The organism is Bradyrhizobium amphicarpaeae, from assembly GCF_002266435.3.
In the GTDB taxonomy this organism is placed as follows: Bacteria; Pseudomonadota; Alphaproteobacteria; order Rhizobiales; family Xanthobacteraceae; genus Bradyrhizobium; species Bradyrhizobium amphicarpaeae.
In genome coordinates this window covers 5,612,028-5,638,047 of sequence record NZ_CP029426.2, presented here as the reverse complement: position 1 = coordinate 5,638,047, position 26,020 = coordinate 5,612,028, and the positions used below count along the sequence as shown (strand labels likewise).

The window sequence follows — 26,020 nt, the reverse complement described above, 5'->3', positions numbered from 1 at the left end:
CTGATACGGGGAAGTTCGCGATGGTCAAGACCTGTTCGGGGGAGAACTGTCGAGAGTTCGGCCGGTGCGGCGAACAGTCCTCACTCGGCATCCGCGGCAGGCGGCCATTCGATCAGGGCCACGGTATGATTTCTGAGGTCGTCGGCCACATCAGGGTCGGCCTTGAGCTCGTCCAGCGTGCGCGGTGGGGGAAGCTCGCGGCCGTCCGCCATCAGCTCCTGCGCATAGAACGCGAGCGCCTCGGACGCACTCTCCAGGGCCTCCTCGACATCATCGCCGCCTGAAATGCAGCCCGGCAGGTCGGGAAACCAGAGGCTGACAGCGTCGGGATCGGTGTCCTCGATGATGGCGATGTAATGAGCCATATCGTGGCTCACGCCCGCTGCACGAAACTGTCCACGACCTTCTTCTCGCCGGCCTTGTCGAAATGGATCGTGAGCTTGTTGCCGTCGATCTTCGTGACGTGTCCGTAACCGAACTTCTGGTGGAAGACACGGTCGGACAGCGAGAAGTCCGAGGTCGTGCCGGTCGATTTGGCGACCAGTTCGCCCTCGATCGTCAGCGGTCCGCGCCGGCGCGGGGAGAAGCTGCCGAAATCAGGGCCTGGTGACGACGAGGAGAACGTTGCGGCCTCTTCCTCGAAGCCCCCGCTTCCGCCGCCGCCATTGCGGCCGCCGCCCCGGTTGCGGTTGGCTTGGGCGCGCTGCCAGCCCGGCGTCGAATAGGTCGAGCCGAACGCCTCCATGTCGTCGAAGCGCGAGGCGCCGTAGCCGCCGGTGCCGCCCCAGGCCGAGCCGCCCTTGGATTCGGTGATCTCGACATTGGCCGCCGGCAACTCGTCGAGGAAGCGCGACGGGATCGTGGTCGACCAGGTGCCGTGGATGCGGCGGTTGGTGGCGAAATAGATCATGGCGCGGCGGCGGGCGCGCGTCAGGCCGACATGGCCGAGCCTGCGCTCCTCTTCCAGCCCGGCGCGGCCCTGTTCGTCCAGCGTGCGCTGGCTCGGGAACAGGCCTTCCTCCCAGCCGGGCAAAAATACGTTGTCGAATTCGAGCCCCTTGGCCGAATGCAGCGTCATCAGCGACACCGCGTCTTCGTCGGCACCGCTGTCGCGGTCCATCACCAGCGAGATGTGTTCGAGGAACCCTTGCAGGTTCTCGAATTCCTCCATCGAGCGCACCAGCTCTTTCAGGTTCTCCAGCCGGCCCGCGGCGTCGGCCGAACGGTCCTTCTGCCACATCTCGGTATAGCCGCTCTCGTCGAGCACGATCTGGGCGAGGTCGGTGTGGGCGGTGACCTCGCGCTGGGCGCGCCAGCGGTCGAACTGGGTGACGACGTCGCGCAAGGACCCGCGCGCCTTCGGCTTCAGCTCGTCGGTCTCGATCACCGCGCGCGCCGCCTCGAACAAGGGAATGCGGCGTTTGCGGGCGTGGTCGTGCAGCATCTGCACGGTGGCATCGCCGAGGCCACGCTTGGGCACGTTGACGATGCGCTCGAAGGCGAGGTCGTCGGCCGGCGAATTGATGACGCGCAAGTAAGCCAGCGCGTCGCGGATTTCGGCGCGCTCGTAGAAGCGGGGGCCGCCGATGACGCGGTAGGGCAGGCCGAGCGTGACGAAGCGGTCTTCGAACTCGCGCATCTGGTAGGAGGCGCGCACGAGAATGGCGACCTCGTTGAGCTTCTCGCCCTTGCGCTGGATCTGCTCGATCTCCTCGCCGATGCCGCGCGCTTCCTCTTCCGAATCCCACGAGCCCGTCACGGTGACCTTCTCACCGTCCTGGTCCTCGGTGCGTAGCGTCTTGCCGAGCCGGCCTTCATTGTGCGCGATCAGATGCGATGCGGCGGCGAGGATGTGGCCGGTCGAGCGGTAGTTGCGCTCGAGGCGAATGACCTTGGCGCCGGGGAAATCGTGGTCGAAGCGCAGGATGTTGTCGACCTCGGCACCGCGCCAGCCATAGATCGACTGGTCGTCGTCGCCGACGCAGCAGATGTTCTTGACGTGGGGCTTTTCGCCGGCGGCGACGGGCGTCGCATGATCTTGCTCGTCGTCACCGGGCCGACGCGAAGCGTCCAGACCCGGTGATCCATCTTGCGAAGAGTTGATGGATGGCCGGGTCAGGCCCGGCAATGACGAACTGGACGACGGCGCCTGCGACAGCAGCCGCAGCCACAGATATTGCGCGACGTTGGTGTCCTGATATTCGTCGACCAGGATGAATTTGAAGCGCTGCTGGTACTGCCGCAGAATATCCGGGTGCTCACGGAAGATGCGGATGTCCTCGAGCAGCAGGTCGCCGAAATCGGCCGCGTTCAAGATCTTCAGCCGCTCCTGATAACTCGCATAGAGCTTGCCGCCCTTGCCGTTGGCAAAGATCGCGGCTTCTCCGGCCGGCACCTGCGACGGCGTCAGGCCGCGGTTCTTCCAGCCGTCGATCAGGCCGGCGAGCATGCGTGCCGGCCAGCGCTTGTCGTCGATGTTGTCGGCCTGCAGCAACTGCTTCAGCAGCCGCACCTGGTCGTCGGTGTCGAGCACGGTGAAGTTCGATTTGAGCTGTGCCAGCTCGGCATGGGCCCGCAGGATACGGCCGCCGATGGAATGGAAGGTGCCGAGCCACGGCATGCCCTCGACGGCGTGACCGAGCATCTGGCCGAGGCGGTGCTTCATCTCGCGCGCGGCCTTGTTGGTGAAGGTCACCGACAGGATCTCGGCGGGGCGGGCGCGGCCCTGGCTCAGGATATGGGCGATCCGCGTGGTCAGCACGCGCGTCTTGCCGGTGCCGGCACCGGCCAGCACCAGGACCGGGCCATCCAGCGTCTCCACGGCCTCGCGCTGCTCCGGATTGAGCCCGGAGAGATATTTCGGGCCCACCGAGGCGCGCGCACGCGCGGCGATGCCGCCGGCTGCAGGCTGGTGATCGGGGACGGTCTGGGTCGTGATTTTGCTTGGCTCTGTCATGCGAATCATTGGCCCCACGATGGCACCGCGGGGTGGCGGAAGGGAGCCTTCTAACAGGGATCGGTGCCTATATGGGGCTGCGGGACGGGGTTTTCCACGTGCGTGGCAAGCCAATTTGTTCCAGCCGGTAGTTGCGAATTTCCACCCGGCGGGGCCCGGAACCATTGTTCCCGCGTCGAGATTGTCTGGACAGGTGGCGCGGGCAGCCGCGCCAGAAGCAGACAGACATCAAGACGAGGGTTTCACCATGCTTGGCTGGGTTGTGACATTTCTGGTTATCGCATTGATCGCCGGCATCCTGGGCTTCGGCGGCATTGCCGGCGCTTCGATCGAGATCGCCAAGATCATCTTCTTCATCGCGGTCGTTCTGTTCCTGGTCTCGGCCGTGGTCGGCCTGGCCCGCGGTCGCAACAGGGTCTAGCGCTCACCGCTTCGAGGGCATCGCCACGTTCCGGCCGATGCCCTCGGGCCGCGGGACGGCGCTATGGGCCTTGGTGACTTCAGCGATGCGTACGCTGATATCCGGCGGAAACGGCGCGACGCGCCGCGCGTTCATGTCCATGTGCAGCGACATGTTCTCGGACGTTGCCGACAGCCAGCCTTCCTCCGCATGCCGCAACTCCTCGAACGTATGCAGCCGCTTGTCGTCGGCCTCCAGCAGCCAGACCAGGATCTGCACGGGATCGCCGAGGTGGATTTCGCGCAAATACCGCACATGGCATTCGGCGGTGAAGGTCGAACCGCCGCGTTCCTTCATGTAGGCCGGCCCGATCCCGAGCTCGGCCCAGAGCTGGTCGATCGCGCGGTCGAACATCACGTTGTAATAGGCCATGTTGAGATGGCCGTTATAGTCGATCCATTGCGGCTCGATCTGCATGATCGAGGCGCGGAACGGCTCGGCTTTCGGCGCTGAGGCGGCAGTCTCCGGCATCGTTTCCTTCCAGCTATGCATCCGGTCGCTTGACTTGACCGGCTTTATGTCCTTTGCCACGGTTCTTCTGTCGGGAGGAATTCGTGGGCACGATCATCACCAATAATCCGCCGCGGCCGGAGCCGAAAGCCCTCGCGAGCGCGCTGGAGCAGCTTGCCGCACGCTTCGGCAACCGCCTCATCACCTCGCAGGCCGTCCGCGAGCAGCACGGCCATACCACCACCTGGATCCCGAACCAGCCGCCGGATGGCGTGGTGATGGCGCAGGAGACCGCCGACATCCAGGACGTGGTGCGGATCTGCGCCAAAAATCGCGTCCCCGTCATTGCCTTTGGTACCGGCACCTCGCTCGAGGGCCAGGTCAACGCGCCCGCCGGCGGTATCTCGATCGACCTGCGCGACATGAACAAGGTGCTCGCGGTGCATGCCGAGGACCTCGACTGCGTGATCCAGCCCGGCGTCACCCGCAAGGCGCTGAACGAGCACCTGCGCGACCAGGGCCTGTTCTTCCCGATCGATCCCGGCGCGGACGCCTCGCTCGGCGGCATGGCCTCGACCCGCGCCTCCGGCACCAACGCGGTGCGCTACGGCACCATGCGCGATAGCGTGCTGGCGCTGAAGGTGGTACGCGGCGACGGCGAGATCATCACGACCGGCACGCGCGCCAAGAAGTCATCGGCGGGCTACGACCTCACCCATCTGTTCGTCGGCGCCGAAGGCACGCTCGGCATCATCTCGGAATTGACCATCCGTCTCCGCGGCATCCCCGAGACGATCGCAGCCGGCGCGGTGTCGTTCGAGAGCGTGCACGGGGCCTGCCAAGCCGTGATCCTGGCGATCCAGACCGGCATTCCCGTGGCGCGCATCGAGCTGCTCAATGCTGCACAGGTGAAGGCCTGCAACGCCTATTCGAAGCTGACGCTGCCGGAGACGCCGCTGCTGCTGATGGAATTCCACGGCAGCGAGATCGAGGTCGCCGAGCAGTCCAAGGCCTTCGGCGAGATCGCCAGGGATTGCGGCGGCGGCGATTTCTCCTGGACCACCAAGCCCGAGGACCGCACCAAGCTGTGGCAGGCGCGGCACGACGCCTATTGGTCGGTGAAGGCGCTGCGGCCCGGCGACAGCATCGGCGTGGTCGCGACCGACGTCTGCGTGCCGATCTCGCGGCTGGCCGATTGCGTCAGCGAAACCGAAGAGGATCTCAAGCGCCTCAACTTGCTGTCGCCGATCGTCGGCCATGTCGGCGACGGCAATTTCCATTGCTCACTCGTGTGCGACACCAACGACGCCGCCGAGATGGCGCGCGGCGAGGAGTTCATGCATCGCCTGGTCGAGCGCGCGCAGGCGATGGACGGCACCTGCACCGGCGAGCACGGCATCGGCCAGGGCAAGCAGAAATATCTCAAGGCGGAATTGGGGCCCGAGGCCATCGAGGCAATGCGGGCGCTGAAGGCAGCGCTCGATCCGCTCAACATCCTCAACCCCGGCAAGATCGTGCCGGAGGCGTAGCGCGAAGTTCAGGCGCCGCTTATGCTCGCTCCATCGGCTACGGAGCGAGCAATGCGCTGGTTCGCGCGAAAGACGCGACGGGACATCTGGGACGAGGCGATCGAAGCACCGCTCGGCGACATCGAAGCCGCCGCGCGCATTCGTGCGATCTGTGATGCTGCGGCTCCGAGCGCCACATATGCTGCGCAGGGCGACAAGCGCGAGGGCGAACGCTACGAGCGAGCGGCCAAGGTCGCGATGGAAATCGCGATGAATATCTCGGATGGACTGATGCGCGACGATGCCGTCCGCCGCATCGTCGATCTCTGCATGACGGCCAACGACCTCAAGACGGCACAGATCCTGTTCCGCGCGATCCATGCCGGCTGGATCCGCGAGACATTGCAGCGGGATCACCCGACATTGATGTCGTAGTATCGCGACGAGGAAGGTGCGCTCCTTCCCTCGCTTGCGGGGGAGGGCTGGGGAGAGGGTGCTTCCGCCATGGGACTCCCCAAGAGGCGAAAGCCCTCACCCGCCACGCTCTTCGAGCGTGTCGACCTCTCCCGCAAGCGGGAGAGGTGCACCGAGCGTGTGGCTCAGCCGGCGCACTTAAATTTACTTCGCCAACTTCCGTACCGCTTCATCCACACTATAGAAGACGTGCTCGCGGGGCAGGGCGTCGAACAGCCTGAAGCGCTCGAACGCATCCTGCGCACGCACCGATTCCAATCGTGCCATCGCCACCGTGACGCCTTGCTCGCCGCACGCCTTGAAGACATCCAGCAGGATCTGCGCGGCGGTGAAGTCGATCTCGACCATGCCGCTCGCCTCCAACACCAGCAGTTGCGGCGTCGTCGTGAGCACCTTGGTCACGTCGTTGCGAAAACCCGGCGCGTTGAGGAAGGACAGCGGCGCCTGCAGTCCGATCACGGCGACGCCTTCGACGCGCTCGCCGGTGATGTGCGGATGCGCCGGCCACCAGATCGTCGTGCCGGGGACCCGCTCGAACTCGACCAGCCGCGCGCGCGTCGTGCTCCAGATGCCGTGCAACAGCGACAGCACGATTCCGAGGAACGCGCCCTGCTGGATCGGCAGCACGATGATCAGAGCGGCGGTGGCGACGATCAGCAGGAATTCGCTGAACGACTGGCGGTAGATCGTCACGATCTGCCTGAAGCGGATGATGCGTAGCGCCACGAACAGGAGGATGCCGCCGAGGGCCGCATCCGGCACGTGTTGCAGCAGTCCGGTGCCGAATGCGAGCAACACCAGCACGATGGCCGCGGCGGCAAGGCCCGCGAGTTGCGATTGCCCTCCGGTCTCGGCGACGATGCCGGTGCGCGGCGGGCTCGCATTGACCGGAAACGCGCCGAACAGACCGGCGAGCACGCTACCGGCGCCGGCGCCGAGGAAGTCGCGGTCAACGTCGGCGGGTGTGTCGGGATCGGACGGGAACGACTGCGTCGTCGCCGCGGTCTGCACCATCACCACGACCGTGACGACGAAGGCGAGCGGCACGAGGCGCAACCACAGCTCCGGTGCCAGTTCGGGAAAGGTCGGCCGAGGCAGCGTGCCCGGCACGCTGCCGACGACGTAGACGCCCTTGCTCTCCAGGTCGAGCGCAATCGTGCCCAGCGTCGCGGCGACGAGCCCGATCAGCGCGCCTGGAATTTTCGCGCTGATCCTTTCGAAGATGAAGATCAAGGCGAGCACACCGAATCCGATGCACAGCGTGAATGGGTTGCTGAGGCCGATCTCGCTTGCGAGCGCGCCGATGCGATCGAGCGTCGGTCCGCCCGGCGATTGCAAGCCGAGCACGCCCGGCAATTGCGAGACGATGATATGGACGGAAATGCCGGCGAGGAAGCCCACCATGACCGGCATTGACAAGAGGTTTGCGATGACGCCGAGGCGAAAGGCGCCGCCGGCCAGCATCATGGCCCCGACCATCATCGCCAGCGCAATCGCAAGGCCCTGATACTCAGGCGTCCCGGCGGCGGCCAGCGCCGCGAGCCCGCCGGCGAAGATCGGCGTGATCGTGGAATCGGCGCCGCAGGACAGGAAGCGGTTGCCGCCCAGCAGTGCGAAGCCGAGCGAACCCGCCATGAATGCGAAGAAGCCGATCTGCGGCGCGAAGCCGCCGAGCCGAGCTGTGGCCATCTGCTCGGGAATCGCGATCGCGGCCAGCGTCAGTCCCGCCATGAGGTCGCCGGGCAGGGAGTACGACGCAAGCGAGCGGAAGAGCGGCCAGGATCGCTTGGCGTGTGCGTCGTGCGGCATCGAGGTTCCCGGAAAGCGTGTCTCGGTCGGTCAGACTACAGCATTTCCGGAAGGTCGCCGATGTCGATTATCCACGGCTCTTGTGCCGGTCTGCGGCCCCTCGCTCGCAATGCCGGAGGACAGATCGGTCCTCCGTATCTCGCGACGTGCGCTCAGTACCTGCTGCGGTAATTGTCGCCACGTGCCGGTCCCCCGTAGCCGCCACCGCCGTAGCCGCCGCGGCCCATGCCGATTCCAATCCCGATGCCGACACCCACGGCTGCGGGCGGCGGTGGCGGCGGGGCGCGCTCGTAGACGATCACTTCCTCGGGCGGCGGCCGGCGCGTTTTGGGAGGCGTCTCGACCACCTTGCGCTTCGGCGGTGTGTCGTCGACGCGCTTCTTGATGACGGGCGCAACCGATGGGTTGACCGGCGTCGCCGGCGGCGCCGAACACGGGCAGGTCGGAGCCGTCGCAACCGCGACCGGGATCGTCGCGGCGGCGACAGGCACGCCATAATTGCGGTTCTGCACCCGCAGCAGCATCCGGCGTGCGGTCGCGGCGAGGTCGCTGTTATCCCAATTGTCGAGATAGGCCTCGAACGAGGCGCGGGTGTTGATCGCGGTGGCGCGCTCCCAGGCCAGCATCTGGCGCCGCCGCTCGAGTACCGTGCGCAGGCGCGGCGTGCGGGTGTCCTGGGCGTACAGCTCGACATAGGCTTGATAGGCCGGCACGGTGTCGTCGGTGATCACGAGTTCATAGGCGACGGGAGCCGGCTTGCCGCGCAACTCCTTGCGCCAGTCCTCGAGGCTGCGCGTACCGCCGGCAAGGGCCATCGAACCCGCGCCCGGAATGGACGGAGGCTGGCCGCTGCTCTCGCCGAAGAACTTGAAGTCGGTGGTCAGCGACGAGCTTTCCCAGGGGATCTGCCGTCCGTCGGTCGATTGCGCGACGGCGACGCGGATGCGCTTGAACACCTCCTCGATCGGTAGATTGGGCTGCTTGGCGACGGTCAACGCGGCCGCGGTGTAGGGGCTGTCGACGCCATTGCCATCCTCGGCTTCGGCGCCGGGCGAGGTCGAATAGGAAATGAAGGTGCCCTGCGCGCCGGCCTTGGTGTCGACGATCGCAAGCCCATGGCCGGCGCCGCTCAGCGCCGGGAACGGGTTGTTGCGGCAGGCGTCGAGCATGAAGATGCGCGCCCGCGTCGGCAGCGCGCCGAGCGTGTTGAGCATGTCGTTCAGCCGCACGCCCTGCAGCGGAATGTCGGCCTCGCGCTTGGGATCGAGATCGACCGGCACCAGATAGTTCTCGCCATCGATCTGCAGGCCGTGGCCGGCATAGAATACCAGTGCCACCGTGTCGGCGCCGCTGGCGCTGACCTTGCCGGCGAAATCCGAGATCGCCGCGCGCATCTCGTTCTGCGCCAGATTGGAGGCCGTGGTGACGGTGAAGCCGGCATTGCCAAGCAGCTCGGTCATGCCCTTGGCGTCGTTGGCGGCGTTGGGCAGTTCTGGCACGGTGCGATAGGCGGATTGGCCGATCACCAGCGCGAGCCGGGCTTCGGCCGCGGCCTCCGTCGGTGCCGCCAATTGGGTGAGGGCCAGAAGGCCGGAAGCAAGAAACAAACGGGAAAAAGCAGGAAGGCGCATGGTGTCAGCTCCATCGGCAATGGGCGCGACGATGCCAGCTTTCTTAGGCTGTCGCCATGCGTCCGTCTGTGCGCTGGGTCACGCTTGCACTGCGGCAAAATGGGGCAGGGTTCTGCCGAAGCCCGCAGGCATCTGCGTGGACGCATTCATGCCAATTGCGCATTGATCCATGCGCCCATTGGATTGATGGCGGGTCTGCGCGGCAGCTCACGTTGCGCGGCGGGGCGTCGGGCCTCTCCTCTTCGCAAATCCTCGGGGAATGTCGCCGTTCAGCTGCGCTTCGCGGGCTGCTGCGCGTCCGACGCGCTGATGTGCGCCTGCAAGCCCTACGCTTGCCTGTGCCGACGCTTTGGCCATACAGTCCACGCAACAGGCCACGGCAACGACCGCGGCGAACAAAAATAATGTGGGAGAGACCGCACCATGACCATCGTGCCCGTGAACCGTCGCGCGTTCATCAAGTCATCGGCGGCGGTCACCGCCGGCCTCGTGCTCTCTCCCGCCATCATCGGCCGTGCCGAAGCCGCGACGCTGAAGCTGAAATGCTCCTCCTCGCTGCCGAACGATCCCAAATTCGCCAATGGCCGCGTCTACTACGACAACCTCGTCAAGAACTTGAAGGGCAACGGGCTCGGCGAGCAGATCGAGGTCGCGTTCTTCCCCGACAACCAGCTCGGCCAGGAGATCGACGTCATCAATTCGGTGAAGCTCGGCGTCATCGACCTCATGGTGTCGGGCTCGTCGATCTCGGCCAATCTGGTGCCGCTGGTCGGCACCTACGATCTCGGCTTCCTGTTCTCGAGCTTCCCGCAGCAGACCAAGGCTTTCGACGCCGGTGCTGCCAAGCCGATCGAGGACGCACTGCTCAAGGGCGGCAACATCCGCATCATCGCCTGGGCCTATAATTTCGGCTCGCGCAGCGTGCTGGCGAAGAAACCGGTCAAGACGCCGGAGGATCTCGCCGGCCTCAAGATCCGCACGTTGCCCAATCCCGTCATCACCGAATGCCTGCGCCTGATGGGCGCCGCCGCGACGCCGCTGGCGTTCGGCGAGATCTACACGGCGTTGCAGGCCGGCGTGCTCGATGGCCTGGAGCACGATCCGCCGACGATCCTGGCCAGCAAGTTCTTCGAGACCGCAAAATTCTACGCGCTGACGCAGCATAATTTCTCGCCGCTTGCGATCTACTTCAGCGACATGACCTACAACCGCATGGACCCGAAGCTGCGCGAGGGCTTTCTCGATGCTGCGAAGAAGGCCGCAGCCGACACGCGCGCCCATGGGCTCGCGGTCGAGAAAGAGGCGCTGGCGGCTTTGACCGAGAAGGGCGTGACGGTGGCCGAATGCGACCGCGAGGCGTTCAGGAAACGCGTCGCGCCGCAGACCGAGAACTTCATCAAGGCGCGGCCGGAATCCAAGGCCGTCATCGACATCATCCGCGCAACGCAGGCTTGATATGGCGATGGCCGGCGCCGTGTCGCTCCCGGGCGGCCGCCACGGGAGCATCACCCTGCTGCTTCGCCTCAGCGACGCGATCGCGGCCGTCCTGCTCGCCGCCGATCTCGTGGTGGTCTGCGCCTCCGTGCTGTTGCGCTTCTTCTTCAACGCGCCGGTCGAATGGTCCGACGACGTCGCGCGCGGGCTGATGGTCGGCTCGGCCTTCTTCGGAGCGGCGAGCGCGCTCGCGCGCGGCGAGAATGTCGGCGTGTCGTTCTTTCGCGACCTGCTGTCGTTGCGGCTGCGCGCCCTGGTCGACGCCGCGAGCGCGCTGCTCGTCGTCCTGATCTCCGGCTACGTCGCCTACAACGCCGTCAAGCTGGGCTCGCTCACCGCGGGCCAGACCACCGGCTCCGGCCTGCCGCTGGAATTGACCTTCTATCCGATGGGCGTCGGCGCGCTTTTCATGACGGTGTTCGCGATCGACCATCTCTGCGCAAGGCCGCTGCCCGACATCGTCAGGGGGCTCGTTGCGATCGTCGTCGTCACCGGCTTCTATCTCGCCTGGGATTATCTGTCGCCGTCCTCGGTGCCGTCGGCGGGCACGCTGATGCTGATCGGATTCTTCGTGACGCTGTTCGGCGGATTGCCGATCGGCTTTGCGCTGGCGCTCGCCGCGCTCATCTTCATCTGGGTCGAGGGCGCGCTGCCCGGCGTCATCTTCGCCCAGCAGATGGCGCGCGGCATCGACAATTTCGTGCTGCTCGCGATCCCCTTCTTCATCCTCGTCGGCTACCTCATGGAAGCCAACGGCATGTCGGTGCGGCTGATCGAGCTGCTGCAGCGCGGGGTGGGGCGCATGCGCGGTGGCCTCAACGTCGTGATGGTGGCATCGATGGTGCTGTTCTCCGGCATCTCGGGCTCGAAGATGGCCGATGTCGCCGCGGTCGGCTCGGTGCTGATCCCGGCGGCGCGTCGTTCCAAGCAGAACCCTGGGGGCGCGGTGGCGCTGCTCGCGGCCTCGGCGGTGATGGCGGAGACCATCCCGCCCTGCATCAATTTGATCATTCTCGGATTCGTCGCCAATCTTTCGATTGGCGGCTTGTTCGTCGCCGGCCTGTTGCCGGCGGCCTTGATGGCGGCTGCGCTGATCGCCGTGTCCATCATCTTCGGCAAGCGTCCGGAAGAAGCCGAGGACGTCGCGCCGCAGATGCCGGTCTCGGGGCTGTGGAGCGGCGCGATCGCCTCGTTCGGCCTGATTTTCATGATCTTCTTCGGCTTCAAGAGCGGCTTTGCCACCGCGACCGAGATCTCGGCCTTCGCGGTGGCCTACGCGCTCGTCGTCGGCAGCGTGGTGTTCCGCGAGCTCGGCTTCAAATCGGCCGCGCACAGCTTCGTGCAGGCGGCGACGCGCGCCGGTCTCGTGCTGTTCATCGTCGCCGCAGCGCAGTCGCTCGCGTTCACGCTGACCTTGCAGCAGGTGCCGCATGCGGTCGGCGATTTCATGCTGGGGTTGTCGAAGACGTCAGGCGTCTGGCTGTTCATCCTGCTCGCGATCGCCGTGCTGATCGTGATGGGTTCGGTGCTGGAGGGTGCCGCCGCACTGATCATCTTCGGGCCGCTGCTGTTGCCGGTCGCGGTGCAGCTCGGCGTCGATCCCCTGCATTTCGGCGTCGTGCTGGTCATTGCCATGGGCATCGGCCTGTTCGCGCCGCCGCTCGGGCTCGGGCTCTACGGCGCCTGCCTGATCGGCAATGTCCCGATCGAGCAGACCGTGAAGCCGATCATGGGTTATCTCGGCCTTCTGTTCCTCTGCCTGCTCGTCATCGCCTTCGTGCCATGGCTCTCGACCGCGCTGCCGCGAGCGTTCGGCTACTGAAGGAGTTTTGTCGTGAAGGTTCTGCTCGCTCACACGCCGGAGATGCGGCGCAATTATTACGGCGATCGCAGCCTGAGCGGCCTGCGCGCGGCCGCCGAGGTGATCCTGCACGAGAGCGACGACACGCTGGACGCCGCCAGTCTCGTGCGAGCTGCGCAAGATGCCGACATCATCGTCGCCGATCGCATGACCGAAGGGCGCGGCGAGATCTTTGCGCAACTGCCGCGCCTGCGGGCCTTCGTCCGCTGTGCCGTCGATATCCGCAACGTCGATGTGGAAGCAGCTTCTGAGGCCGGCGTGCTCGTGACCCGCGCCGGGCCCGGCTTTGTGCAGGCGGTCGCCGAGCTCGCGCTCGGCTTCATGGTCGATCTCTCCCGCGGCGTCTCGCGGGCGACCGCCGACTACCAGGCCGGCCGCAAGCCGGAAGCTCGGATGGGCCGCCAGCTCGCCGGCAGCAAGATCGGCATCATCGGCTATGGCAGCATCGGCCGCTATCTCGCCGAGGTCGCAAAAGTGCTGCGCATGGAGGTGCTGGTCTCCGATCCCTTCGCCACCGTCAGCGATACGGCGGTCCGGCAGGTCGGTCTCGACGAGCTTCTCGCTGCGTCGGACTACGTCGTCTGCCTTGCCATCGCCAATGAGCAGACCGAGAATTTGATCGGCGAAGCGGCGCTGGCGCGCATGCAGAAGCATGCGGTCTTCGTCAATCTCTCGCGCGGCAATCTCGTCGACGAGGCGGCGCTGGCGCGCGCGCTGCTGGAGCGTCGCATCGCCGGCGCGGCGATGGATGTCGGCCGTGCGCCCGACCAGATGCCGACGCCCGAGCTGGCGAAGCTTCCCAATGTCATCGCGACGCCGCATGTCGGCGGGCTGACGCCGGAGGCCATCGAATATCAGTCGCTGGAAACGGTGCGGCAGGTCGAGGCGATCGTCAAAGGCGAGGTCCCGCCGGGAGCGGTGAACGCCGACCGCTGGACGAGGCGGCCGTGAAGCGGCCCTAAAGCCGCTCCACCGGCCTGAACGTCCCGTCTTTCTGGATCACCGTCAAAAACACCTTCGGCGGCGTGTCGATCATGCGCAGGCCGACGGTGACGACGCTGCCGCTGATGTCGAAGCGGCCGACATCGTTGATGGCGCGGAGCAGGTTTGCGCGCGTCGGGTTCGGCCCGGCTTTGTCCAGCGCCGCGGCCGCGAGACGGCCGGAGAGATAGCCCTCCAACGAGACGAAGTCCGGTGTCAGCGTCGGATCGAACGCCTTCTGCGCATCCTGGTAGTCGGCGACGAGCTTGAGCGAGCGATCCCATGGAAACGGCACGACCTGCGAGACGATGACGCCTTCGCCCTCGGAACCGAGCTCCCGCGCGAGTGTATTGGCGCCGACGAAGGAGATGTTGACGAAGGTCGGATAGGAACCGCTGCGGTGCGCGAGCTTGATGAACTCGGCGCAGGGCCCATAGGTCCCGACCATCACGATGGCCTCGGGTTCGGCGCGCTTGATCATTCGCCAGGCGGCCGCGACCGCGCGGGTGTTGCGTTCGAAAGTGCCTTCGGCGGCGAGCTCGAGGCCGCGCTTGGCGAGCGCGCGCTTGACGCCGGTCAGGCCATCGCGGCCAAAGGAATCGTCCTGGTAGAAGATGCCGATGCGGGTGAAGTGGCGATCCTCGGTGAGGTGCTTGATCCACGCCTCGGCCTCCGCACCATAGCCCGCGCGGATGTTGACGACGTTGGCAAGTTCGAGGTCGCGCAGGAATTCGGCGCCGCTGAACGGGCCGATGAAGGGAACGTTCCTGGCGCTGGTGATCGGAATTGTCGCCATCGCGGTCGGCGTGCCCACCGCGCCGATCAGCGCGAACACCTTGTCGTCCTCGATCAGGTGCAGCGTCTGCGCCACCGACCGGTCGGGGTCGTAGCCGTCGTCGCGGCTGATGAGCTGGAGCTTGCGGCCGTGAACCCCGCCCTTGGCGTTGATCTCGGTGAATGCCGCGACGATGCCTTGCCGCATGCGTTGTCCGAGCGCGGAGGAGGGACCCTCCAGCGCGGCGGCCTGGCCGAACAGGATCGCATCCTCGCTGACGCCGGCCTCGTCGGCTCTCGCCGGCAGCATCGCTGCGGCCAGCACTGCGATGGTCAGGGCGGCATATGTCGCGGATCGCGATCGTGTCATGAGAATGGTTGCCGGATGCTGGACGCGGTTGCAGGACGATAGGTCTGCGAGGCTGAACAGGACGCTAACTCAGCGCCGCGCGGACGGTCCGTAGGACTCCGGGGAAAACCTGCAACTTGTTTCCACAATGCCGGATCGTTCGGAGACTTCATTAACTAAATCCGGCATTGCGGAATGCTCGGGTTCCGAAATTGTGCAGTTCTTAACCGCGGTCTTGTTCCGATAGCCGCGCCGGTGCCTCAACCAGAGGTTCGGTTCGTCGCAGACAGGGGACGGCGGCTTCAAGATGGGCGATCGCGATCGGAACGATCAGGATCGGAGGGGGATGACCGGGTGGTGGCGTGCGGCGCCGCTGCTCGGGCTCTATCGCCCTGCGCTCGTCGCCGTCGGCGTCGGTCTTCTGTTCTCGGTCGCGGGCGCGGCCGCCGTGGCGCGGTGGGAAGATCGCGTCAACAGGATCGAGTTCGAGAACGCGGCCGAAACCGAAGCGATCGTCATGCAGAACGGCATGGGCGAATACATCTCCAGGCTCGTCGCGCTGCGCACGCTGTTCGAATCGACCAACGACGAAGTCACCCGCAGCGAGTTCGAGACCTTCAGTGCGCGCCTGTTCGAGCGTCATCCCGGCATGCTGCGCATTGCCTGGCTGCCGCGCGTCAACCGCAAGGAGCGCGCCGAATACGAGACCGCTGCGATCACGGACGGCGTGTCCGGCTATCGCATCAAGTCGCTCCAGAGCGGAGGTTTCGCGACCGCGCCGCAGAGCGATGAATATTTTCCGGTGTTCTACTCGACCCAGCCGAAGACCTCGACGGTCTACGGCATGGATTACGCCACCGTCCCGGAGCGCCGCGCGGTGCTGGAGCGCGCGCGCGACAACGACAAGGTCGCAGCCCTTCGCACCCGCCTGTTCGAACCGAGGGAGGGAGGGCGGCTGCCCGACGTTCTCGTTGCCATTCCCGTCTACGCCAAGGGGACGTCGCGCGAGACGATTGCGGACCGGCGCCGCAATCTGGCCGGCTTCGTGGTCGGCATCTTCGACCTGCCGCTGCTGATCCAGGCCATTCGCGTCACCACTGGGGCAAGCCCCGCGGTCAGCATGAACGTCTACCCGCCCTTCACGGCGCAGATCGTCAGCCTCGAGCAGATGCTGCCGGATTATTCCTCGGCGGCGACGGCGCCGCAGTCGATGCGGGACGTCGCGCGGACGCTGCACTGGTCCGGCAGTCTCAAGATCGGCGATACCGATTGGCAGGTACGGGCGGTTCCGACCGCCGGCGGACCGCTGGAGACGACTTACGATCGCGCCGGCGCGGTGCTGATCGTCGGCTTGCTGCTGACGCTGTCGCTGTCGACCTATCTCATGCTCGCGAGCCGCAATTCGCGCCGGCTGTCGCTGGCCAACCGGCGGGTGCTCGAACTCGCGCAGACCGACATCCTGACCGGATTGCCGAACCGCGCCTTCTTCCTCACCCGGCTCGACGAGATGAACCGCCAGCTGAGCGTGCGTGGCCTGCCGTTCTCGATCCTGATGCTCGACCTCGACCGCTTCAAGAACGTCAACGACTCCCTCGGTCACGGCGCCGGCGATGCGCTGCTGCGCCAGGTGGCGCAACGACTGAAATCCGCCGTGCGCGCCAACGACGTGCTGGCGCGGCTCGGCGGCGACGAGTTTGCCGTCATCCAGGAAGCCGGCGCCGATCAGCGCGCCTGCTCGACCGAGCTGGCGGCACGGATCGCGAAGCTCTTGACGGAACCGTTCCTGCTGCCCGGTCACCGCGTCGAGATCGGCACCAGCATCGGCATCGCCATCGCGCCGGATCACGGCAGCGATCAGGAGCAACTCCTGAAGAAGGCGGACCTTGCGCTCTATCGTTCGAAATCGGCAGGCCGCGACTGCTTCACCATCTACGACGAGGCGATGTCGGCCGAGCTGGAGGCGCGCAACACGCTGGAGGGGGATCTGCGCGACGCCATCGCGCAGTGCCAGCTGGAGGTGCATTACCAGCCGTTCGTCGACGCGCTGAGCGGCGCGCGGCGCGGCTTCGAGGCGCTGGTTCGCTGGCGGCATCCGACACGCGGCCTGATCCCGCCGGACCAGTTCATTCCGCTTGCGGAGGAGACCGGGCTGATCGTGCCGCTCGGCGAATTCGTGCTGCGGCGAGCCTGCGCGGATGCGGCCGGCTGGCCATCGGATCTCGCGGTCGCCGTCAACCTGTCGCCGATCCAGTTCAAGGAGGCCGAGCTGTTCGAGATGATCTGCGCGGCGCTCGCCGATTCCGGCCTGCCGCCCCAGCGGCTGGAGATCGAGATCACGGAATCCGTGCTGCTGGAGCGCGGGGTCGAGAACCACGCCTTCATGCAGCGGTTGAAGCAGCTCGGCATCGAGCTCGCGCTCGACGATTTCGGCACCGGCTATTCCTCGCTCAGCTATCTGACGGCGTTTCCGTTCGACAAGATCAAGATCGACAAGTCGTTCATCCGCAACCTCACCCATCAGCCGCGCAGCTCCGCCATCATCTCCGCGATCGTGACGCTGGCGCGCGGGCTGGACATGTCGGTCACTGCGGAGGGCGTCGAGACCCGCGAGGAGTTCGAGCGGCTGAAGGCGCTCGGTGTCAATTTCGCGCAAGGCTATCTGTTCGGCCGCCCGCAGCCGATCGAGCGGATCCTGTTCGATGCGCCCGTCAAACCCTCGCGGCGCGACGCCGCCTGAGCGCGTCCTGGTGCATCTCGGCCGACGAGTATGCGCGAAAATCGCTTGACCCGGGCACCCCCGGATGGTCGGTAGGACCGTCCAGGGATGAAACATACAAACATGCGGCTTCGGTTCTTCTACGGCTGGGTCGTGGTCGCAGTGACCTTCGTCACCATGGCCATCGGCGTCAACGCGCGCACCGCCTTTTCACTGTTCTTTCCTCCCATCATCTCCGAATTCGGCTGGGAGCGCGGCGTCACCGCGGGCGCGTTCTCCTTCGGTTTCGTGGTGTCGGGTTTCGTCAGTCCGCTGATCGGACGCCTGATGGACCGCGCCGGCCCGCGCGCGGTGATGGAGCTCGGCGTGGTGCTGATGGCCGGCGGATTGCTGCTTGCGCCGCTCACCAGCGAGCCCTGGCATCTCTATGTCACCATCGGCGTCATGGTCGGTGCCGGCTCGGTGTGTCTCGGCTATTCCGGCCAATCGCTGTTCTTGCCGAACTGGTTCATCCGCAAGCGCGGCTTCGCCATCGGCATCGCTTTCGCCGGCGTCGGCATCGGCTCGGTCACGTTGCTGCCATGGGTGCAGCACATGATCGAGCAAACCGGCTGGCGCACCGCCTGCACCGCGATGGGCCTGCTCATCCTGGTCGTGCTGGCGCCGGTCAATCTGCTGCTCCACAAGCGGCCACAGGACATCGGCCTCGAGCCGGACGGCGATGCCGTTCCGGCCGCGGGCGCGGCCCAGCCGATCTCCAACGTCGTCGATCCCGTCTGGGTCGGGACCGACTGGACGCTGAAACGCGCGGTGGCGACCGCGCGATTTTGGTGGATCGCGCTCGGCTATTTCTGCGGCCTTTACATCTGGTACGCAGTGCAGGTGCACCAGACCAAATTCCTGCTCGACATCGGCTTCAGTCCCGGTGTCGCGGTGTGGGCGCTCGGCATGGTCAGCCTGCTCGGCATTCCCGGCCAGATCCTGCTCGGCCATGTCTCCGACCGGATCGGGCGGGAGTGGGTGTGGGCGATCAGTTGCGCCGGCTTTGCGATCTGCTTTGCGGCGCTGATGGTACTGAAATTCCAGCCGTCGCTGTGGCTGGTCTACGTGATGGTGTTCGCACAAGGTGCGCTCGGCTACGGTCTCACCTCGATCATGGGCGCGGTGGTGTTCGAGATTTTCCAGGGCAAGCATCAGGGCAGTATCTTCGGCACGATCATGCTGGCGGCGCTCGCGGGCGGTGCGGCCGGGCCGTGGGTGACGGGCTTGCTCTACGATCGCGCCGGCGACTACACGCTTGCCTTCGCCGCAGCGATGATCGTGAGCGCCTTGTCGGCGCTCTCGATCTGGCAGGCGGCACCGCGCAAGGTGCGGGCGGTCGCCGGCCGTCTGCACAGGCTCCAGACGGAAGCCGGCGCGGAGTAGGCTCCGCGCGCGTCAAGATACCGTCGTCGTTTTTTGCCGATCGTTAAGCATGCCGCGTCTTGGCCCGAGGCCATGAGGGGGCGAGAACGTCTTGGACACCATCGGAGCGCTAGCGTCGGGCCAATTGCCACATTTTTCCGATGCTGCCGGGTCAAACGATGTCCGCCTTCGATTGTCTCGCTGAAATTCCGGACGTGCTTCGAGCCGCGCTCGAACGCGCCGACGATGGCGTCGTCATCGTCGACGACGCGCATCGCATCACGCATTTCAACGCCGCCGCGGAGCGCATCTGGAAGCTGGCGCGCACCGACGTGCTGGGTCGCGATGCCGCAATTCTCGGTCTCAAGGGCTTTCAGCCCGATCCGGTGACGGATTTCCGGGACGAGGTCAGTCTCGTGCGCCGTGACGGCAGCCGCATCAGGGCGGCTATCGCGCTCTCTTCCGTGAAGATCGGCGGGGCCGATCATTACATCGTGTTTGCGCGCGACGTCACCGGGGAGGCCGAGCGCCGCGTCACGATTGGACTTCTCCACGCCGTCTCCGACCAGACCAACCGGGCGGTGATCATCACCGACATCGAGCAGAACATCGTCTACGTCAATTCCGCCTTCACGACGTTGTTCGGCTACACCAGCGGTGAGGCCGAGGGCCGCCGTGCAGGCGAGCTGATCGCCGGCCGCCACACCGATCGCAAGGCCATCGCCAAGCTCATCAGGCGCCTGAGGCGCGGCGGCCGCCGCGGCGAAGCCGAGGTGCTGGCCTACGACAAGGACGGCGAGGAGATCTGGGTCTGCGCCCGGATCGATGCCTTCCGCGACAAGAAAGGCCGGGTCAAGCACATCTTCGCGCTGATCGAGGACATCACCGAGACCAAGCAGCTGCGGTCGCTGCAGCAGCTCGTCATGAGCTCGCTCGCGGACGAAGTTCCGATCACCGACATCGCCGACAGGTTGTGCCGTCGCGTCGAGGAGATCGCGCCCGATGTCGTCTGCTCGCTGCTCCACGTCGATGCCGCAGGCCTCGTTCATCCGCTCGGCGGCCCCAGCCTTCCCGCGGACTATTCCCGTGCACTGGACGGAATTGCCATCGGCCCTAATGTCGGCTCCTGCGGCACCGCCGCGTTCTACGGCAAGCCGGTGCTGGCCGAGGATATCGACACCGATCCGCGCTGGCAGCCCTACAAGGCAATGCCGCTCGCGATCGGCTTGCGCGCCTGCTGGTCGACGCCGATCAAGGCCAAGGACGGCCGGGTCATCGCGACCTTCGCCTTTTACTTCCGCGAACGGCGCGCACCGAGCAAATGGCACCGGCGCATCGTCGATGCCTGCGTCAACCTCGGCGCCTTCGCGATCGAACGCAAGGAGGCGCGCGCCGAGATCGCGCGGCTCGCCTACCACGACATTCTCACCGGCCTGCCGAACCGCGCACAGCTGCGCAACCTGATCACGACCGCGATCGATGCCTGCCCGCACGGCAGTCATGTCGCGCTGGCCTTCCTCGACGTCGATCATTTCAAGGACGTCAACGACACGCTCGGCCACGCCGCCGGCGACGAGCTGCTGATCCAGCTCGCCCAGCGCCTGCGCGAACAGATCGGACCCGAGGACATGCTGGGACGGCTCGGTGGCGACGAATTCGTCATCCTGCTCCCGCAGCGTGACGCCGAGGCCGCCGATCGCCTCGCGTCCGGGATCACCGAAGCGCTCGCGGCACCCTTGCGGATCGGCTCGAAGCTGATGCCGATGTCGGTCAGCATCGGCATCAGCCTCTATCCCGATCATGCCACCGACATCGACACGCTGATGCAGCAGGCCGACGCCGCCATGTACATGGCCAAGCAGGCGGGCCGCTCGACCCATCGCATCTTCAGCGCCGAGATGAACGGGCTCACCGAGCAACGGCTGGCCGTGATCGCGGCGCTGCGTCGTGCCATCGCCGAAGGCGCGCTGACCCTCAGCTACCAGCCGCAGATCCGCAGCTGCGACGGCGCGATCCACGGCGTCGAAGCGCTGGCGCGCTGGCGCGATGCGGTGCTCGGCGACGTCTCGCCGGCAAAATTCATCCCGCTCGCCGAGGAATGCGGCCTGATCGAGCAGATCGGCCTGTGGTCGGTGCGCGAGGCCTGCCGGCAGATGGCGAGTTGGCGCCGCGCCGGGCTCGACATTCCCAGCGTATCGGTCAACCTGTCGCCGATCAATTTCCGCCATGTCGCGCTCGCCGCGCGGCTCAAGGACATCCTTGCCGAATACGATCTGCCGGCGGACGCCTTGATGCTGGAGATCACCGAAGGCACCTTCATGCAGGACGGCGCCGCTGCGCTGGAAACGATGCATGCGATCCGCGCACTGGGCGTCGGCCTGTCCGTGGACGATTTCGGCACCGGCTATTCGAGCCTCAGCCGGCTCGCGCATCTGCCGATCCGCGAGCTCAAGATCGACCGCAGCTTCATGCGCGACATCGAGCGTGACGCCGGCGCCGTTGCAATCGCCACCGCCGTGGTGGGCGTCGGTCAGGGCCTGGGCATGACCGTTGTCGCCGAAGGCGTCGAGACGGAAGGTCAGCGCAAGGTGCTGGCCGATCTCGGCTGCGACGTCGTCCAGGGCTTCCTCTACGCCCCCGCGTTGCCGCCTGTCGCCTTCGAGCGCTGGCTGATCGAGCACTGCGCCGAGCAGGCGAGGGCGATGCTGGCGCGGCTCGATGTTGCCGCGGTGGGGTGTGACGCGGTGAAGCGGTCGGCGTAACCGGCTGCGCTTATTGCTTGGCCTGCGTGGGGAAAATCAGCGATTGATCGTCGATGTCCTGGTCGGTAAGCCGATGCACGCCCGCCATGGTGTGCAGCTCGACCAAGGAGGGCATAGCCGCGGCCGAGAGCTCGACCGTGCGAGGCTGCCTTTTTAAGATCGTGGAAGTGGTGGCGACCAGCGCCAGAACGACGACTGAAGCAATCAGAAACCGGGTCATGAAAAATCTCCCACTTCGCTGATGCGACGAAGATTACTCGGAGAACAATACTTGGAGAACAAAAATCTCGATGAACAATCGTGTCGTCAAACGCGGGCACTCGGCTCGGCAAACGCCGTGTTCGCGGGCTCCTGCACGAAATTGTCAAGGATAGCGGCCGCGCCGAGCGCGACGATTGCGGCGAACAGACAGGCGATTGTGAAAACGCGCATGGTCTCGATCCCTTACGTCTGCAAATCTAGCACCTGATAGGTGCATCTCTCATACAAAACACCGTGTTCAGGCTGGAAGCGCAAAGGCCTTCACCTCGATATCGATGAACGTTCGTCCGACCGCGCCGACGGCCGCATAGAAGCCGGCCGAACCAGCCCGCTCGAGATCGGCGAAAAAGCGGCCCATCCAGCGCGCGACATGTTCTTCGAAGAAAATCCTCTCAGCGTCCGCCTGCGCTGAAATGGCACCGCCGGTGAGGCCCGCCATGACCTCACACAAAAATCCGGCGTGATCTTCCGGCTCGGTACGCTCCGGCGCCTTCTCGAGGCCGAGACCCTGCAGGATATCCCGCAACTTGGCGAGCGGGCGGCCATACAACGTATTGGACAGATAGTGCGAGGCATAAGGCAGCAGTGCGCCCTTGCCCAATCCCGCAAAGAGGGCGAAGAACTCGCGCGAGGCGGCCTGCTCGTCCGTCCTGCGTGCGGCGTCCGCCAGCGCCATATGCGCCAGACCCATGGGGCTCGCATCGCCGCGCAGTGCGGCGATACGGTTCAGCAGATGCGCGTCCGGGCTGCGCACCAGCAACGTCGCCAGCAGCGCATATTCCTGCGATCGGGCGAGGTCGAATTCATCGACGTTGCGCACTGAAGCGATCCCCCAGGCTGTTAGCGTGGCAATGCACTGCCATGACGTCGTCTAGGCTGAGAGGGTAGTGCTGTTGTAGCAAGATCGTCGGGCTGCTCGGCTGCATCCTGGTTGTCCGTCGCCGCTATCACGGTATCATCCGGCGACGATTGAATAGCGGAAATCGTTGGTTCGAGGACTGGCTGTTCCGACTTGACGGGGTCTTGCCGAACCGGATCGCTGGGCGGCGGCACGTCCGCAAGGACATCCGGGACCTGCTTGAGGCCGTTCGTAACCCGTGCGACGAGATCGGCAACGTTGTCGGAGGGATCGAGCGGACCGAAGCCGGGAATGGCATTGGGGTCATTAAAATCCCACTGGTTCTCCGCGATGCCGATGAAGTCGCGAATGGCGGGATCGGTTGCCCAGGCCCGGCGCAATGCCGCGCGGGTCAATTCGGCCGGGACGCCGGTGTTGAGGAACGCCGCGATATCCGTATGGGCGGCAATCGACTCGATCGTTGGCAGGCTGGCGAGATCGAACGGGGGCTCGGACGCGACATCCCCAGCCGACGGCTCAGCGGCTTGCTTGACCTCGGCCTGACCAGCGTCAGCATTTTTCGACGCCTGCTTGAGACGCGCCCAGCGAAGAAAAACGTTACGGTCTGGCACTGTTCTGTCTCGTGTCCTGCACTAACGATTGCGTTTCCGTTTAACGAAGGGGCGTTCGACGTGGTGCTCGGCAATGAAGCGCTCGATGATCTCGGAGATGCCGACCGGCATCGGCACGGCTTCGATCAGATTGCTGCCCGCATCGGTAAACGCCTCACCCTCCGCCGGATCGGCGGTGACGGCGAGCAGCTCGTAAGGCGGCTCGGAGCCCGTGGGGCGCAGATTGACCCACAGCGTCGGCGAGCCCGATGTCAGGTTCTCGCGATAATTGGTGGTTTCGGTGCGATGCAGTTCGATCACGGCGTCGCCGGCATAGAACAGCATAGCCTCGCCTTCGCCGCCGATCGAAGTCCACGGCGCGGCGGACGGCTCACCGGCGAACACCGACACGGGCCGCCAGAGGAAATCGACCCACGCACTCTTCGCCTTACGCCGTTCGACGGCGACACCGACAGCAATGCGTGCAAGACTCGTCGATATCAATTTCCCGTCTCCACTAAGTGCAGTCTTCGATACAGGTCGCCTTTTGCAACACGCGGAGTATATACTCTGAGGATGATCCGGCCAGTCCGAGGCCGCTTGATCCCGGGAGCCGCGCGATATCGTGACCGTTGTACCTGAAACCGGCCGGCGCTTCCTGATCTGCTCCTGTGAAGGGTCGATGCCCCTCGATGCCGATGCGATCGGCCGCGGTTGCCAGGGCAAAATGACGGCTGCGACGCAGCTTTGCGGTGCCGAGCTTGGCCGATTCAAGGCGATCGCAGCCGAAGATGGTCTGCTGACAGTTGCCTGCACACAGCAGGCGACGCTGTTTTCGCAGGTGGCCGCCGAAAATAATCGTGCGAATTCGATACAGTTTGCGAACATCCGCGAGACCGCCGGATGGTCCGATGATGCCGCGCGCGCGGGGCCGAAGATGGCTGCGCTGCTGGCTGCCGCGACCGAGGTCGCCGCGCCCATGGAAATGGTTCAGCTGGAGAGCAGCGGGGTCATCCTGATCTACGGCCGCGACGAGGCCGCGATCGAGGCCGGCGAGTTGCTGAAGGGCCATCTCGACGTCACCGTGCTGATTGTGCCACCGGCCGCGCTCGCGCCGCCGCGCAGTGTCGACTTTCCGATCGCCAAAGGTCGGATCACTGGCATCAAGGGACATCTGGGCGCCTTCGACATCGTGGTCGACGATTTCGCCAAAGCCGCCCCGTCTTCGCGCCGCGCGCTGACATTCGGTCCATCGCGCAGCAACGCGCGTTCGAGCTGCGACATCATCCTTGATCTGACCGGCGGGCCGGCACTGATCCCCGGCGACATGCGCGACGGTTATCTGCGTGCCGATCCCGGCAATCGCTCGTCGATCCTCCAGGCCGTGCTGAAGGCGCGTGACCTGGTCGGGACGTTCGAGAAGCCGCGTTACATCAATTTTGACGCCGGGCTTTGCGCGCATTCGCGCTCGAAACAAATTGGCTGCACCCGCTGCCTCGATGTCTGTCCCGCCGGTGCGATCACGCCCGCCGGCAACCATGTCGCCATCGATGCCGATATCTGCGAGGGCTGCGGTCAGTGCGCGACGGCCTGTCCGACCGGTGCTGCGTCCTATGCGCTGCCGCCGGAAGACGCGCTGATCAGGAAGCTGCGCACGATGCTGGTGGCGTATCATCGGGCGGGAGGTGAGCGGGCCGTCTTGCTGGTGCATGACGCGGCTCATGGTTCGCCGCTGATCGATGCGCTGGCGCGGTTCGGCGACGGTCTGCCCGCGAACGTACTGCCGTTTGCGGTCAACGAGGTGACGCAGACCGGGCTGGAAAGCATCGCCGCGATGTTTGCCTATGGCGTGTCGGCGATTCACTTCTTGCTGCGGGCCAAGCCGCGTCACGACGTCTCCGGATTGACGCGAACGATCGCGCTGGCCGATCCGATCCTTGCCGGTCTTGGCTTCGGTTCGGAACGACTTTCGGTGATCTCGACCGACGATCCAGACCATCTGATCAAGGCGCTCCGCGCCGCGCCTGCCCACGCGCCGGCACCACGCCCTGCAAGCTTCCGCCCCGTCGGTCTCAAGCGCGACGTGCTTCGCTTCGCGCTGGCGGAACTGCACCGCGCCGCACCCGCACCCGCACCCGCGGACGTCATTCCATTGCCCGAGGGGGCACCTTTCGGCGCCGTCGTGGTCGATACCGCGGGCTGCACGCTTTGCCTGTCCTGCGTGTCGGCCTGTCCGACCGGAGCGCTGCGCGACGATCCCGAGCGTCCGGCCTTGCGCTTTGTCGAGGATTCCTGCGTTCAGTGCGGCCTGTGCCGGACGACGTGTCCGGAGAAGGTGATCACGCTGGTCCCGCAGATCGACTTCGGCGCGAGCCGGGCGCCGACCCGCGTTCTAAAGGAGGAGGAGCCGTTCTGCTGCATCCGCTGCAGCAAGCCGTTCGGCGTCAAGAGCAGCATCGAGCGCATCATTGCCAAGCTCGAAGGTCAGCACTGGATGTATTCAGGATCGTCGGAGAGGCTCGACGCCATCAGGATGTGCGCCGATTGCCGGGTCGGCTTCATCGCCGAACAGGGTTTTGAATCTTTCGGCACACCGGGCCCAACTGTCCGCACCACGGATGACTATTTGCGCGATCGGGAGACGCCGCGCGACCCGAACCGCCGCTGAAACGCGCGGCTCA

Annotated in this window: 21 protein-coding genes; 10 read left to right on the top strand and 11 right to left on the bottom strand. The window is 65.7% G+C overall.

The window, feature by feature from the left end:
• Positions 1–80 precede the first annotated feature (80 nt).
• Both CIT40_RS26410 and CIT40_RS26405 read right to left on the bottom strand, forming a co-directional pair.
• Positions 81–365, bottom strand: a complete 285-nt coding sequence (locus CIT40_RS26410; RefSeq protein ID WP_094893922.1) for a type II toxin-antitoxin system HicB family antitoxin — start codon at positions 363–365, stop codon at positions 81–83.
• A gap of 8 nt (positions 366–373) precedes the next feature.
• Positions 374–2,965, bottom strand: a complete 2,592-nt coding sequence (locus CIT40_RS26405) for an ATP-dependent helicase (RefSeq protein ID WP_094893923.1) — start codon at positions 2,963–2,965, stop codon at positions 374–376.
• Positions 2,966–3,203: 238 nt separating this feature from the next.
• On the opposite strand from CIT40_RS26405, the gene CIT40_RS26400 reads away from it, so the two are divergent.
• Positions 3,204–3,377 carry a DUF1328 domain-containing protein gene (locus CIT40_RS26400; protein ID WP_018319670.1) on the top strand — a complete coding sequence of 58 codons (174 nt, stop codon included), beginning with the start codon at positions 3,204–3,206 and terminating at the stop codon, positions 3,375–3,377.
• A gap of 3 nt (positions 3,378–3,380) precedes the next feature.
• Here CIT40_RS26400 and CIT40_RS26395 read toward each other — a convergent pair whose 3' ends face one another.
• The gene (locus CIT40_RS26395; protein ID WP_094894025.1) at positions 3,381–3,887 is read right to left on the bottom strand and encodes a thioesterase family protein; all 507 of its coding nucleotides are present in this window, start codon (positions 3,885–3,887) and stop codon (positions 3,381–3,383) included.
• An 83-nt stretch (positions 3,888–3,970) separates the two neighbouring features.
• Between CIT40_RS26395 and CIT40_RS26390 the strand changes: the two genes are divergently transcribed.
• Together CIT40_RS26390 and CIT40_RS26385 are read left to right on the top strand one after the other, a co-directional pair.
• Positions 3,971–5,395, top strand: coding sequence for an FAD-binding oxidoreductase (locus tag CIT40_RS26390; protein WP_094893924.1), 1,425 nt, complete (start codon positions 3,971–3,973; stop codon positions 5,393–5,395).
• Positions 5,396–5,446: 51 nt separating this feature from the next.
• Positions 5,447–5,809 carry a hypothetical protein gene (locus CIT40_RS26385; RefSeq protein WP_162307679.1) on the top strand — a complete coding sequence of 121 codons (363 nt, stop codon included), beginning with the start codon at positions 5,447–5,449 and terminating at the stop codon, positions 5,807–5,809.
• 183 nt (positions 5,810–5,992) lie between these two features.
• Here CIT40_RS26385 and CIT40_RS26380 read toward each other — a convergent pair whose 3' ends face one another.
• Positions 5,993–7,657 (bottom strand): SulP family inorganic anion transporter, encoded by a 1,665-nt coding sequence (locus CIT40_RS26380; RefSeq protein WP_094893926.1) that lies wholly within the window; start codon positions 7,655–7,657, stop codon positions 5,993–5,995.
• A 152-nt stretch (positions 7,658–7,809) separates the two neighbouring features.
• Entirely contained in the window at positions 7,810–9,288 is a 1,479-nt protein-coding gene (locus CIT40_RS26375; protein WP_094893927.1) for a caspase family protein, read from the bottom strand.
• A gap of 423 nt (positions 9,289–9,711) precedes the next feature.
• Between CIT40_RS26375 and CIT40_RS26370 the strand changes: the two genes are divergently transcribed.
• From CIT40_RS26370 to CIT40_RS26360, 3 genes are read left to right on the top strand one after another with little or no spacing between them, the layout of a single operon-like run.
• Complete coding sequence (locus CIT40_RS26370; protein WP_094893928.1) at positions 9,712–10,743, top strand: TRAP transporter substrate-binding protein; 1,032 nt, start codon at positions 9,712–9,714, stop codon at positions 10,741–10,743.
• Between the two features lie 7 nt (positions 10,744–10,750).
• Positions 10,751–12,604 (top strand): TRAP transporter large permease, encoded by a 1,854-nt coding sequence (locus CIT40_RS26365; RefSeq protein WP_162307678.1) that lies wholly within the window; start codon positions 10,751–10,753, stop codon positions 12,602–12,604.
• 12 nt (positions 12,605–12,616) lie between these two features.
• Positions 12,617–13,594 (top strand): hydroxyacid dehydrogenase, encoded by a 978-nt coding sequence (locus CIT40_RS26360; RefSeq protein ID WP_094893930.1) that lies wholly within the window; start codon positions 12,617–12,619, stop codon positions 13,592–13,594.
• A gap of 7 nt (positions 13,595–13,601) precedes the next feature.
• Here CIT40_RS26360 and CIT40_RS26355 read toward each other — a convergent pair whose 3' ends face one another.
• Positions 13,602–14,768 (bottom strand): ABC transporter substrate-binding protein, encoded by a 1,167-nt coding sequence (locus CIT40_RS26355; RefSeq protein WP_094893931.1) that lies wholly within the window; start codon positions 14,766–14,768, stop codon positions 13,602–13,604.
• A gap of 325 nt (positions 14,769–15,093) precedes the next feature.
• Here CIT40_RS26355 and CIT40_RS26350 point away from each other — a divergent pair, with 325 nt between their 5' ends.
• From CIT40_RS26350 to CIT40_RS26340, 3 genes are all read left to right on the top strand, one after another.
• A complete protein-coding gene (locus CIT40_RS26350; protein ID WP_167443378.1) occupies positions 15,094–17,484 on the top strand; it encodes a bifunctional diguanylate cyclase/phosphodiesterase in 2,391 nt (796 codons plus the stop codon).
• A gap of 102 nt (positions 17,485–17,586) precedes the next feature.
• On the top strand, positions 17,587–18,888 hold the full coding sequence (locus tag CIT40_RS26345; RefSeq protein WP_094893933.1) for an MFS transporter: 1,302 nt from the start codon (positions 17,587–17,589) through the stop codon (positions 18,886–18,888).
• A gap of 158 nt (positions 18,889–19,046) precedes the next feature.
• A complete protein-coding gene (locus CIT40_RS26340; RefSeq protein ID WP_094894026.1) occupies positions 19,047–21,629 on the top strand; it encodes an EAL domain-containing protein in 2,583 nt (860 codons plus the stop codon).
• Between the two features lie 10 nt (positions 21,630–21,639).
• On the opposite strand, the gene CIT40_RS26335 is transcribed toward CIT40_RS26340, so the two are convergent.
• The 5 genes from CIT40_RS26335 to CIT40_RS26315 form a co-directional block, all read right to left on the bottom strand.
• Positions 21,640–21,849, bottom strand: a complete 210-nt coding sequence (locus CIT40_RS26335) for a hypothetical protein (RefSeq protein ID WP_094893934.1) — start codon at positions 21,847–21,849, stop codon at positions 21,640–21,642.
• 86 nt (positions 21,850–21,935) lie between these two features.
• Positions 21,936–22,061: a hypothetical protein gene (locus CIT40_RS26330; protein ID WP_283810031.1), complete on the bottom strand. Its 126-nt coding sequence runs from the start codon at positions 22,059–22,061 to the stop codon at positions 21,936–21,938.
• A 67-nt stretch (positions 22,062–22,128) separates the two neighbouring features.
• The gene (locus CIT40_RS26325) at positions 22,129–22,710 is read right to left on the bottom strand and encodes a TorD/DmsD family molecular chaperone (RefSeq protein ID WP_094893935.1); all 582 of its coding nucleotides are present in this window, start codon (positions 22,708–22,710) and stop codon (positions 22,129–22,131) included.
• Positions 22,711–22,730: 20 nt separating this feature from the next.
• Positions 22,731–23,360, bottom strand: a complete 630-nt coding sequence (locus CIT40_RS26320) for a DUF3306 domain-containing protein (protein ID WP_094893936.1) — start codon at positions 23,358–23,360, stop codon at positions 22,731–22,733.
• A 21-nt stretch (positions 23,361–23,381) separates the two neighbouring features.
• Entirely contained in the window at positions 23,382–23,843 is a 462-nt protein-coding gene (locus CIT40_RS26315; RefSeq protein WP_094893937.1) for a DUF3305 domain-containing protein, read from the bottom strand.
• Between the two features lie 178 nt (positions 23,844–24,021).
• Between CIT40_RS26315 and CIT40_RS26310 the strand changes: the two genes are divergently transcribed.
• Positions 24,022–26,007, top strand: a complete 1,986-nt coding sequence (locus CIT40_RS26310) for a 4Fe-4S binding protein (protein ID WP_094893938.1) — start codon at positions 24,022–24,024, stop codon at positions 26,005–26,007.
• Positions 26,008–26,020 lie beyond the last annotated feature (13 nt).

Excerpts from the sequence above, each read along its gene's own strand:
- CIT40_RS26410 (WP_094893922.1), bottom strand. The coding sequence starts at position 365 with ATGGCTCATTACATCGCCATCATCGAGGACACCGATCCCGACGCTGTC.
- CIT40_RS26405 (WP_094893923.1), bottom strand. The coding sequence starts at position 2,965 with ATGATTCGCATGACAGAGCCAAGCAAAATCACGACCCAGACCGTCCCC.
- CIT40_RS26400 (WP_018319670.1), top strand. The coding sequence starts at position 3,204 with ATGCTTGGCTGGGTTGTGACATTTCTGGTTATCGCATTGATCGCCGGC.
- CIT40_RS26395 (WP_094894025.1), bottom strand. The coding sequence starts at position 3,887 with ATGCCGGAGACTGCCGCCTCAGCGCCGAAAGCCGAGCCGTTCCGCGCC.
- CIT40_RS26385 (WP_162307679.1), top strand. The coding sequence starts at position 5,447 with ATGCGCTGGTTCGCGCGAAAGACGCGACGGGACATCTGGGACGAGGCG.
- CIT40_RS26380 (WP_094893926.1), bottom strand. The coding sequence starts at position 7,657 with ATGCCGCACGACGCACACGCCAAGCGATCCTGGCCGCTCTTCCGCTCG.
- CIT40_RS26375 (WP_094893927.1), bottom strand. The coding sequence starts at position 9,288 with ATGCGCCTTCCTGCTTTTTCCCGTTTGTTTCTTGCTTCCGGCCTTCTG.
- CIT40_RS26370 (WP_094893928.1), top strand. The coding sequence starts at position 9,712 with ATGACCATCGTGCCCGTGAACCGTCGCGCGTTCATCAAGTCATCGGCG.
- CIT40_RS26365 (WP_162307678.1), top strand. The coding sequence starts at position 10,751 with ATGGCCGGCGCCGTGTCGCTCCCGGGCGGCCGCCACGGGAGCATCACC.
- CIT40_RS26355 (WP_094893931.1), bottom strand. The coding sequence starts at position 14,768 with ATGACACGATCGCGATCCGCGACATATGCCGCCCTGACCATCGCAGTG.
- CIT40_RS26350 (WP_167443378.1), top strand. The coding sequence starts at position 15,094 with ATGACCGGGTGGTGGCGTGCGGCGCCGCTGCTCGGGCTCTATCGCCCT.
- CIT40_RS26345 (WP_094893933.1), top strand. The coding sequence starts at position 17,587 with ATGCGGCTTCGGTTCTTCTACGGCTGGGTCGTGGTCGCAGTGACCTTC.
- CIT40_RS26340 (WP_094894026.1), top strand. The coding sequence starts at position 19,047 with ATGTCCGCCTTCGATTGTCTCGCTGAAATTCCGGACGTGCTTCGAGCC.
- CIT40_RS26335 (WP_094893934.1), bottom strand. The coding sequence starts at position 21,849 with ATGACCCGGTTTCTGATTGCTTCAGTCGTCGTTCTGGCGCTGGTCGCC.
- CIT40_RS26330 (WP_283810031.1), bottom strand. The coding sequence starts at position 22,061 with ATGCGCGTTTTCACAATCGCCTGTCTGTTCGCCGCAATCGTCGCGCTC.
- CIT40_RS26310 (WP_094893938.1), top strand. The coding sequence starts at position 24,022 with ATGCCCCTCGATGCCGATGCGATCGGCCGCGGTTGCCAGGGCAAAATG.